Source organism: Pseudomonas sp. PvP100, from assembly GCF_017833055.1.
GTDB lineage: Bacteria > Pseudomonadota > Gammaproteobacteria > Pseudomonadales > Pseudomonadaceae > Aquipseudomonas > Aquipseudomonas syringae.
In genome coordinates this window covers 553,139-563,276 of the sequence record NZ_JAFIBO010000001.1, presented here as the reverse complement: position 1 = coordinate 563,276, position 10,138 = coordinate 553,139, and the positions used below count along the sequence as shown (strand labels likewise).

At 59.6% G+C, this 10,138-nt stretch carries 9 protein-coding genes; 3 read left to right on the top strand and 6 right to left on the bottom strand.

Annotation, left to right across the window (positions count from 1 at the left end; translation table 11 throughout):
• The first annotated feature begins 593 nt into the window (after positions 1-593).
• The gene (locus JOE39_RS02545; protein ID WP_032660379.1) at positions 594-1,112 is read left to right on the top strand and encodes a GNAT family N-acetyltransferase; all 519 of its coding nucleotides are present in this window, start codon (positions 594-596) and stop codon (positions 1,110-1,112) included.
• Between the two features lie 24 nt (positions 1,113-1,136).
• Here the strand turns inward: JOE39_RS02545 and JOE39_RS02540 are convergent, their stop codons facing one another.
• Positions 1,137-1,859 (bottom strand): haloacid dehalogenase type II, encoded by a 723-nt coding sequence (locus tag JOE39_RS02540; RefSeq protein ID WP_210077939.1) that lies wholly within the window; start codon positions 1,857-1,859, stop codon positions 1,137-1,139.
• A gap of 169 nt (positions 1,860-2,028) precedes the next feature.
• Here JOE39_RS02540 and JOE39_RS02535 point away from each other — a divergent pair, with 169 nt between their 5' ends.
• Positions 2,029-3,024 carry an aldo/keto reductase gene (locus JOE39_RS02535; protein ID WP_003315226.1) on the top strand — a complete coding sequence of 332 codons (996 nt, stop codon included), beginning with the start codon at positions 2,029-2,031 and terminating at the stop codon, positions 3,022-3,024.
• 266 nt (positions 3,025-3,290) lie between these two features.
• Positions 3,291-4,931: a methyl-accepting chemotaxis protein gene (locus tag JOE39_RS02530; RefSeq protein WP_210077941.1), complete on the top strand. Its 1,641-nt coding sequence runs from the start codon at positions 3,291-3,293 to the stop codon at positions 4,929-4,931.
• A gap of 62 nt (positions 4,932-4,993) precedes the next feature.
• Here JOE39_RS02530 and JOE39_RS02525 read toward each other — a convergent pair whose 3' ends face one another.
• The 5 genes from JOE39_RS02525 to JOE39_RS02505 form a co-directional block, all read right to left on the bottom strand.
• Positions 4,994-6,193 carry an MFS transporter gene (locus tag JOE39_RS02525; RefSeq protein WP_210077943.1) on the bottom strand — a complete coding sequence of 400 codons (1,200 nt, stop codon included), beginning with the start codon at positions 6,191-6,193 and terminating at the stop codon, positions 4,994-4,996.
• A 329-nt stretch (positions 6,194-6,522) separates the two neighbouring features.
• Positions 6,523-7,815, bottom strand: coding sequence for a sorbosone dehydrogenase family protein (locus tag JOE39_RS02520; protein ID WP_024648157.1), 1,293 nt, complete (start codon positions 7,813-7,815; stop codon positions 6,523-6,525).
• On the bottom strand, positions 7,812-8,240 hold the full coding sequence (locus tag JOE39_RS02515) for a DUF2231 domain-containing protein (RefSeq protein WP_003342934.1): 429 nt from the start codon (positions 8,238-8,240) through the stop codon (positions 7,812-7,814). Before JOE39_RS02515 ends, JOE39_RS02520 begins: the two co-directional genes overlap by 4 nt.
• A 146-nt stretch (positions 8,241-8,386) precedes the next feature.
• Positions 8,387-8,530, bottom strand: coding sequence for a DUF2256 domain-containing protein (locus JOE39_RS02510; protein ID WP_003423312.1), 144 nt, complete (start codon positions 8,528-8,530; stop codon positions 8,387-8,389).
• The gene (locus tag JOE39_RS02505; RefSeq protein WP_210077945.1) at positions 8,527-10,086 is read right to left on the bottom strand and encodes a cryptochrome/photolyase family protein; all 1,560 of its coding nucleotides are present in this window, start codon (positions 10,084-10,086) and stop codon (positions 8,527-8,529) included. The genes JOE39_RS02510 and JOE39_RS02505 overlap by 4 nt, the downstream gene beginning before the upstream one ends.
• Positions 10,087-10,138 lie beyond the last annotated feature (52 nt).

Below are 10,138 nucleotides of genomic sequence, written 5' to 3'. Positions count from 1 at the left end.
TTTATGAGCAGACGGGAGCGCAGAGCAGCAAGCCCGTCAGGCACGGCATGAGCAATGCCGGATGAACATCGAGATTCAGGGAGAGGGTGCGGCGCGGGCTCTCGGGCTCATGCCATGACCTGACATGCAAGCGCGCGGGGGGATCGCTGAGGGATGACAGGCGAACGCGGCACGGCGCGAATCGCATACAGAAAGGGGGTTGGCTGGCTCGTTGACGAGACTGATCGCTCTACCCTTGGAACTGACGTTTGCATACCGCGTGGCCAATTGAAACCTCACCTTCGGTTCGAGGGTCAACGACGGGGAACGGCCTGCGCCGGGGTGTCAGCGCCAGGGTGGACCCGATCGGCTGTGACTGCGGAGTCTGTGGACCCATGACAGTCATTGGCGCTGGGTTTTTGGCCCTGAGCGCCGGGGATAATAACCACGATTTTTGGCGATGAGGCAAACAAAAAGTTACAAACCGCGAAAGTGTCCGTCAAACGGCACGGCCGTCCAGCCGCCGGATCTGTTTCAAATTCCAGTGTCAGGCGACGACTTTTCCAGGCATCCGATGCAATACTCGAAACCTGATTCACATGAGCCCGGCCTCCATGACCCTGAACTACCGACGACTGACCCCGGCCGATGCGCCTGCCTATCGCGCCTTGATGCTTGAGGCCTATGAACGTCATCCAGACGCCTTTACCTCTGACGTGAAAGAGCGCGAGGTGCTGCCTGCGCAATGGTGGGAGAAAAGGCTCGATGACAGCGCTGGCGCAAGCGAAGTAGTGTTTGCCGCCGTTGAAAACGGTCACCTGCTGGGCGTCGCCGGCCTCTGCGTCGAAACCCGAAAGAAGGCCCGACACAAATCGACCCTGTTCGGCACGTACGTGCCACTGGTACACAGGAACAGGGGCATCGGCGCTCGATTGGTGCGCAGCGTGCTCGACCATGCCGGAACCCGGCCCGAGCTTCTGGTCGTCCAGCTCACTGTCACGCAGGGCAACACCGAAGCAGTCGGACTGTACGAGCGAATGGGCTTCGTGACCTTTGGCCTCGAACCCCTTGCAGTCGCTGTAGGCACCGGGTTCGTCGCCAAGGTGCACATGTGGAAAGACTTGCGCGGGTGAACGGCCCGCCCGGGTAATGGCGCTTCAGCAATCGAGCGCGTCAGCCGCTTCGGTCAGGGAATCAACGATCACGTCCCAGTCCTGTTCGGCGGTCAGATCAGACGTCTGGCCTGGCCCGTGCTCGGCGGGACGTCGGACGAAAACGGTCTTGAAGCCATTCGCACGTGCGGCAGTCAGGTCGGCGTTATGCGCAGCCACCATGGCGACGCAATGCGGCGCCAGACCCACTGCTTTTGCAGACTTCAGGTAGGCCTGGGGCATCGGTTTGTAGGTGCCGGCGATCTCCGCGCCGACGATGACGTCCCAGGGCAGTCCGCCGAACTTTGCCAGGTTGAGCATTCCGGCGATGTGTCCGTTCGATAGCGTACCGATCGAGAATCTGCGCGTTAATCGGGTCAGGCCTGCGACCGAGTCGGGCCATGGATCGAGCCTTTCCCAAGCCTTGTTCAGCTCGGCGAGCTCGGCGTCGGAGATGCTGCCGAAATCCAGCTCGTGGCGCGCCAGCACGGTTTCGAGATTCTCCCGGTTGAGCACGTCGAGTGTCACGTACGGGCGCTCACCCGCACGCACGCGCTGCATGGAAGGTTGATAAAGAGCGCGCCACTGATCGGCAAAATCAAGGGGGTCGACGTGCATGCCATGCCGCTGCAGAAATGGCGCAGCGGCCCGCGCCACGCCGTTTCGCCAGTCGACAACGGTGCCGAATACATCGAAACCGAGAAACCCTATCTGTTCCAGTCTGGCCATATTGCTCTCCCGAATCGTGCACAGTCGCTTATAGTTCTACAGAACTAGAACTATAGAACCAATCGCGCCAAAGCGAGTTGTTCCGGGCAGACATTACCCCAACTGTAAATGTTATGGACGGCACCGACACGGCTCGGCGGCTGATCAATCAACGATAGACGGAGGATTCATGGACTACGTAAAGCTTGGCAACACAGGGCTGGATATTTCCAGACTGTGCCTTGGATGCATGACATTCGGCGAGCCCGATGCCGGAACGCATCCCTGGACACTGGGCGAAGAAGCAAGCAGGCCGATCATCAAACACGCCGTCGAGCAAGGCATCAATTTTTTTGACACGGCCAACAGCTACTCGGCTGGTACTTCGGAAACCATCGTCGGCAAATTGCTCAAAGAGTTCACCCGTCGCGACGAGACCGTCATCGCCACGAAGGTGTTCTTTCCGGCGAACATGTGGGAAGGCTCGACCCGTCCTAACGAAAAGGGGCTCTCGCGCAAGGCCATCATGTCCAGTATTGATGCGAGCCTGACGCGACTCGGCACTGACTACGTCGACCTGTACCAGATCCATCGCTGGGACTATGACACGCCCATCGAAGAAACCATGGAAGCCCTGCACGATGTGGTCAAGGCCGGCAAGGCCAGGTACATCGGCGCGTCCTCAATGTACGCATGGCAGTTCGCCAAGGCCCAGCAGGTCGCGACCGCGCATGGCTGGAGCAGGTTCGTCTCGATGCAGAACTACCTGAACCTGGTGTATCGCGAAGAAGAGCGCGAGATGATCCCGCTGTGTATCGATCAGGGTGTCGGCCTGATGCCGTGGAGCCCGATGGCACGCGGCAGGCTGACCAGGCCCCATGGTCAGCAGACGGAGCGGACCAGAACCGACGTTTCCGGCCAGTCGTTTTACGAGGCGACGGAAAAGGAAGACGGTCGGGTGATCGATACCGTGGAACAGCTGGCCGCAGAGCGCGGGGTGCCGATGGCGCAAATCGCACTGGCTTGGGTATTGGCCAAGCGCGGTGTATCCGCGCCCATCGTCGGCGCTTCCAAGGCCACGCAACTGGACGATGCCATCGCAGCGCTGCAACTGGTGCTCAGTGATGAGGACATCAAACGCCTCGAGGCTCCGTACGTGCCCCATGCAGTGACCGGATTCGTCTGACCGACGCAGCAAAACACCCGTAACCGGCGAACGACATGAGCGTCGCCGGTTACCCGCGGCACACAGCGACGACGAGGACCCTAAAGATCGCACCCCACGCTTTCGTAACTGTCATACAGTTCTGAAATAACACCTGTCTATGTCACCGTGCGCAAATATCTATTGGGCAGCGAGTCGACTGGACGGTATTGTCAGGCCATTCTGAATAAAGGCTCTTTGCCATTATTTAATTCGACTTCTTCTCTTGCCTCGCTCGGGTTCATTTCATGAAAAATCAGGTTTCTCTGGCTACGCGCATCGGCTTGGGATTCGCCGCTGTCGTGTCGCTGCTCATCTTGATCACCGCCGTTGGCATTCAGCGGGTCGGGTTCATCGACAGCACCCTGGAAGACGTAGGCGAAAATGCCGCCAAGGTGCAACGCTATGCGATCAACTTTCGGGGCAGCGTGCATAACCGTGCGATCGCCCTGCGTGACGCCGTGCTGGTCAATAACGACCAGGACCTGGCGCTGCATCTGGCAGAGATGACCCGCCTTGAAAAGGACTATGTCGACTCGGCCGTACCGATGGAGCAGTTGTTCACCAAGCCCAATGTCAGTGCCGAAGAGCGCCAATTGCTGCGCGGCATCAAGGAGATCGAACAGCAAACGCTCAGCTCTACCAAGAGCGTGATTGCCTTGCGCCGTGCTGGAGACATCGCCGGTGCGCAGGCCTTGTTGCTCAGCCAGACGTCCGGTAACTACAGTGAATGGCTGAAGCGTATCAACGCGCTCATCGATAATGAGGAAGCCTCGATCAGGGTTCATCTGGATAACGTGCAGGCAACCGCCAGCCAGTTCCGTGGCCTGATGCTGCTGGCCACAGCGTTCGCCGTGCTGCTGAGCATCGTGCTGTCGGCGTTCATCATCCGCTTCGTGAAAAAGACCCTTGGCGCAGAACCGGTTGACGTTGCCGAGGCCATTCGCCGACTGGCAGCGGGCGATCTGCAGCAAACCATCACCACGGCGTATCCCGACAGCGTCATGGGCGTACTGAGAACAGCGCTAATCCGTCTTTCGGAAACCATCACCGACGTACGAATGGCCGCTCAAGAGGTCAGCCAGTCCTCTACCGTGCTGTCGGCGGCCTCCTCCGCCAACAATGCGCAGATCATGGTGCAGACCCGTGAAGCCGAACAGGTAGCCACCGCCATCAGCGAGATGGCCGCGACGGTCAGTGAAGTGTCGGGCTATGCAGCACAGGCCGCAGACGCTGCACGTCTGGCTGACAGTGAGGTGGCGAACGGCAACACGCTCGTCGAAGGCACGACCACTGCCATCGAACAACTGGCGGCCACGCTGACTGAAACGACCAGTACCGTGGAGCAGGTCTCACGGCACGGCGAGGAGATCGAAAAGGTGATCGAGGTGATCAACTCGATTGCCTCACAAACCAATCTTCTGGCGCTCAACGCGGCCATTGAAGCCGCCCGCGCGGGCGAGCATGGCCGAGGTTTTGCGGTGGTGGCCGATGAGGTTCGTTCGCTGGCCAATCGCACTCAGCTGTCGACCCAGGAGATTCAGAACATGATCAGCACGCTGCAGGGCGGTACTGAAACTGCGGCACAGAACATGCGCGACAGCTGTGAACTGGTCAATCGTGCCGTGGAACAGACACGCAATGCCCAAAGCGCCTTGTCGAGAATCAATCAGGAAGTGAGTGCGATCAATCACATGAACGCGCAGATCGCCAGCGCGTCGGTTCAACAGAGTGCGGTGGCAGAAGACGTTGCGATAAACATCACCAGCATCCACGACTCGACACTCGAATCTGCCAATGGATCGCAGCAGGTGGCAACCGCCAGTGAGGAGCTCGCACAGCTTGCGGATCGCCTGACCCGCAAGGTCGCGTTTTTCAAGGCAGGCTGAGGGTGTGATGAGTTATCGCGACGATGCATTCAGCGTTGCCGCGGTATCCCATTATCGGCAGATCAGTCTATGCAACTGACCGGCTTTGAGCTGCGCATCGCCAGTATCACGGTGAACATGGACAGCGCGGCACATACCGCGCCGATCACGATGGCAGCGGTAAAGCCGGCCCGACCGGACACCACACCACCAATGAACGCCCCGCCGCCAATCGACAGATTCACCACACAGACCAGCAACGCCTGAACGCCTTCGACACGATCATTGGAAGCCTCGAAACACCAAATCTGTGTGGTGATGGGGATCATCCCGAAAGCGAACCCCCAGACCAGAATCACCGGCCAGAGCAGCCACGGGTTACCGACGAACATCAGCAGCGTCGTTAGCGAGCCCAGCATCAGCAGGGTCATGATCAGCACCGAGGACTGCGCGCTCCTGGCCGCCAGGGCTCCGCCGGCCAGATTGCCTGCAACCGCTGCCAGGCCGAACGCGAAGAGCAATGCCCCCAGCGCCTGACCCTGGATATGTGCGAATTCCTGCACGAAGGGCGCTAGATAAGTGTAGGCCGCGAAGTGCCCGACATAGATCAACAGTGCGGCAGCGAACATACGACGAATGCGCTGCTCGCCAGCCAGCGACAACATCTGGCTGATGCCGGCGGAACGTTCGCCCGGCAACGCAGGCAGGAAGGTTGCGATCAACAACCCCACTGCAACCGTGACCACTGCCGCTGTTTCAAAAGCTGCCCGCCAGCCGAAGGCTTCACCGATCAACGTACCGGCCGGAATCCCGGCGACAGTGCCAATCGAGACGCCCGCCAGCACATAAGCAGTGGCCTTCACGCCCTCCTTGCCGGGCCTCAAGCGCGGCCCGAGTGACCCGGCAATCGTCCAGAATCCCCCCAGCGCGAAGCCGAGCAGGACCCTGCCTGCGAGTGTCAGCCAGAAGTGCGTAGACAACGCGACGATCAGGTTGGATGCCAGCAATATCGACAGCAGCCCGAGCAACAGGCGCTTGCGGTCGACATGACTGAACAGGGCAATACAGGACGGTGCCGAGATGGCCGCAAGGATGCCGGGAACGGCCATCATCAAGCCTGTCTGGCTGATGCTGGTTCCCAGGTCGCGAGCGATATCGGGCAGCAGCCCGACCGGTAGAAATTCAGTGGTGACGGTGGCGAACGACCCAAGCGATACGCTGCCAACGGCCCACCATGAAGCGGGTTTTGTTTTTACGTTTCCAGCGGTTTCAAAGCGACTCACAGCGGTTCCAGAATTCAGGGATGTCAGCGACCGGCCGCTCGGGCCAGCGCGTGGAAGCGGCCAACCCTAACGTGTAAGTCCGTATCGAAGCCACCTTGCGAAAGAATTTTGTGTGGATGACGCAAGGTAAGCCCAGCGAAGGCTGGCCATCAGGCCGATGCCCCGCGTCGAGGTTGCATGGGTGACGCAGAGCGTCAAGAACGGCATTCCCACGCGGAGCATGGGAACGATCAATCACCGACTATCGTACCGACGCTCTGCGTCAGGAACGGCGTTCCCAAGCAAAGCTTGGGAACGATCATTCAACAACGACTTCCGGCTATCGTGACCTACTTGTTGCGGGTCACTCTCCAGATGGTGTTTGCCAGGTCGTCAGCGATGATAAGTGCGCCTTTCGGATCAACTGTCACACCGACCGGCCGGCCACGAGTCTTGCCGTCAGCTCCGCGGAAACCGGTTGCGAAATCCACAGGCTCGCCCGCAGGACGTCCATTGCTGAACGGCACAAAGATCACCTTGTAACCCACCGGGTTATCGCGGTTCCAACTGCCGTGCTCACCAACGAACACGCCGTCGGCAAACTTGTCGCCCATGGCCGGGATCGAGAACGACACGCCCAGTGCGGCGACGTGCGAACCAAGGCTGTAATCAGGCTTGATCGCCGCAGCGACTTTGGCCGGATTCTGCGGCTGGGCGCGCGTGTCGACATTCTGGCCCCAATAGCTGTAAGGCCAGCCGTAGAACGCACCCTCCTTCACCGAGGTCAGGTAGTCCGGAACCAGATCAGGCCCCAGTTCGTCACGCTCGTTGACCACCGTCCACAACTGCCCGGTGCCCGGCTGAATCGCCAGCGCTGTCGGGTTGCGCAGACCGGTCGCATAAGGCTTGTGAGCACCGGTGGCGGCGTCGATCTGCCAGACCATCGCCCGATCGATCTCGACCTCCATGCCGCGCTCGGTCACGTTACTGTTCGAGCCGATACCGACATACAGGTAGCGGCCATCAGGGCTTGCCGTCAGCGCCTTGGTCCAGTGGTGGTTGATCGCCGCAGGCAAGTCGGTGACCTTGGTAGGTTCACCGCTGGCCTTGGTCTGGCCTTCCTGATAATCGAAGCTGACTAGCGCATCCTGGTTGGCTACGTAAAGCTTGCCGTTCGCGAAGGCCAGGCCATAAGGCGCATTGAGGTTCTCGGCAAAGACCGTCTTCAGCTCGTACTTGCCGTCGCCGTCCGCGTCCCGCAACAGTGTCAGACGATTACCGCTTTTGACCTTGGTGTTGCCCTGGGCCTTGATGACGCTGGCAATTACGTCCTTGGGTTTGAGCTTGGCAGCGCTGCCGCCGCGTCCTTCGGCAACGATGATGTCGCCATTGGGCAAGACGATGGACTGGCGCGGAATATTCAGGTCACTGGCAATCGCCGTGATGCTGAAACCCTCAGGCACGGCAGGCTTCTGATCGCCCCATGCGGTCGGTTCGGCAATCTTCATGCTCGGCAACAGGCCGCGTTGCGGATCCGGAAGTTTCGGATCCGGTCCGCGCGCCTGAGTGCTGTCGGCTTCACCACCGCAGGCGCTCAGCAGCAGCGCCATGCTCAATGCAGTCAATGCGTGGATATTTCTCATTCTGCACCTCCGGAACGCAGGCTGGTGAGCCCGGTCCACGTCGCAACGCAGGCCAGAACAGTGACGATGACCGACAGGATCAAGCCAGACGGCATGACCGCCCAGGCGTCTTTCGCATGCTCGAAGGCATTGACCAGACCCAGCACCCAGGTAACCAGCAACAACAGGAAGTACACCACGGGACGACCGGCCTTGTGATCGGCGCGAACCAGATTGACCAACGCGAACAGCAACGCCAGCCCGCAGAACAACAGGCCTCCGGCAATCAGCCAGGCGGCAAAGTTGCTCCACTGAATCTGAAAGGTCTGGTAGTAGGCAATATCACTCAGCAAGCCGCCAAGAAACAAAGGCACGGTTCCGGCAAGCAAGGTCGCGTGTAGCGGGCCTGGCGTGTAGCGGTAGACGGGATGGGTGGTTACGGTCATGACGGCTCCTTTTCGTTCGGCGACCCTGGATCAAAACTCAGTGCGGATGCACTGGCAGGTCGGGGTCGCGCTGAATGCGCATAAGGAAGGATCATGCTGAGCAAGCGATAGTTCAGCGCTTTTCATTTCGAAATATGTTGAAGACGCTACTCGCGTGCCGTGCGCTTGTTTCGCCGGCAACGCTCAGAGCAATAAAGCACCTCATCCCAGCAGCGCGCCCACTTCTTGCGCCAGGTGAACGGCAGCCCGCAGACCACACAGGTTTTGACCGGCAACTCACTCTTTTTCAAAGCGCTTCTCCAGCATCCAGCCTGGCCAGCAAATGCTCGCCCCGCTCCCACAGCGCCTGTTGCTTGGGCTCAGCCATACGATCAAGGTTCTTATAGATAATCGCCATGCGCTGATTGCGACGTAACAGGTCGCCGTGGCGCATCAGGAAATGCCAGTAGAGCGCATTGAACGGGCAGGCATCCTCAGTGGTGCTTTCAGTGACCTTGTACGCACAGCCGCGGCAATAGTCAGACATGCGCTTGATGTACTGGCCGCTGGCGCAATAGGGCTTGGAGCCCAGATAGCCGCCATCGGCATGCATGACCATGCCCAGCGTATTGGGCAGCTCGACCCAGTCGAAGGCGTCCATGTAGATCGCCAGATACCACTCGCAGATCTGCTCCGGCACGATGCCGGCAAGCAGGGCAAAGTTGCCGGTCACCATCAGGCGCTGAATGTGGTGGGCGTAGGCGTGCTTCAGGCTCTGGCCAATCGCCTGACTCATGCAGTTCATCTTGGTTTCGCCGGTCCAGTAAAACTCGGGCAGCGGCCGGCTGTTACCGAACAGATTGCCGCTCGCGTAATCGGGCATTTTCAGCCAATAGACGCCACGCACATATTCCCGCCAGCCGATCAGTTGGCGAATGAAACCTTCGGCGGCATTCAGCCCCACCCTGCCCGACCAGTATGCGGATTCAACGTCACTGCACACCTGGCGTAAATCCAGCAGCCCGATGTTCAGCGCAGCACTGATGCGCGCATGAAACAAAAACGGCTCATCAGTGGCCATAGCGTCCTGATAATCACCGAAACCGGCCAGGCCATAGTCCAGAAAGTATTCCCACAGCGCCTGAGCGTCGGCGTGCGTAACCGGATAGTCGAAATTATCCAGCGAGCCGTAATGACTGGCAAAGCGCTCGCCCACCAGCGTCAGCACCTGACGGGTGATGGTGTCGGCGGAAAAGCGCAGCGGATAAGGCGCGGCCATGCCCTTGGGCAGCGCCTTGCGGTTCTCGGCATCAAAGTTCCAGGCACCACCGACCGGCGTACCGTCGCCGTTCAACAGCAGCCTGCTTTTGCGGCGCATCTCCCGGTAAAAGAACTCCATGCGCAACTGCTTCTTGCCTTGCGCCCACGACGAGAACTCGTCACGGGAACAGAGAAAGCGCGTATCCGCGTGCCACCGGATGGGCAACCCGCAGTCCTTGATCGACTGCTCCAGACGCCAGTCGCCACACTCGGTAACGTGCAGCTCTTCTGCTCGCAACAGGGCCTGCCAACGCTGCAACTCACCGGGCACCGACCCGGTGTTCTGCGGATCATCGAGCATGACGTACTGCACCCGAACACCACGCTCACGCAGCGCCTCGGCAAAATGTCGCATGGCGCTGAAGATCAGCACGATCTTCTGCGGGTGATGCGGCACATGACTCGCCTCTTCCATGACCTCGACCATCAGGACCGTATCGCGCTCGGGGATCAGACTCGCCAAGGATGCGAGATCGAAGGAAAGCTGATCGCCGAGGATCAGGTGGAGACGAGAGGCTTGGGTCAAGGGAAGAGGCTCCGCGGCCATAAAACTTGTACCAATGTAATTTCATGTACAAGATTTTCATAGCGTTTTTCGA